The sequence below is a fragment of the Bradyrhizobium sp. sGM-13 genome, assembly GCF_018398875.1.
Taxonomy (GTDB): domain Bacteria; phylum Pseudomonadota; class Alphaproteobacteria; order Rhizobiales; family Xanthobacteraceae; genus Bradyrhizobium.
The window spans coordinates 1-266 of the sequence record NZ_JAGWDK010000317.1; the positions used below are offsets into that span (position 1 = coordinate 1).

Below are 266 nucleotides of genomic sequence, written 5' to 3' on the forward strand. Positions count from 1 at the left end.
GTATTCCTCGTTGCAACAGCTCGAGCAGTCGATCCAGCGAACCCAACAGCTTCTCGCCCAGGCGCAGCGCATTGCCTATGACATCAATCAGATCGATCGGGCGTTCTCGACGACCTATGCGCCCGTTTCGGCGAACGAATCAGATCAAGCGCTGATCGCGAATGCGCAAACACGCTGGCAGAATTCTGTGGCGGGCTTGCAGGATGCTTTACGCGTTCAGGCGACCGTGGTTGGCAATCTCGACACCCATCGCAAGGAGATGTCGG

At 57.5% G+C, this 266-nt stretch carries 1 pseudogene; it reads left to right on the forward strand.

Features of this window, described 5'->3' with window-relative positions:
* A pseudogene (locus KJQ96_RS39195) lies at positions 1-266 on the forward strand (P-type conjugative transfer protein TrbJ); the annotation flags it as partial.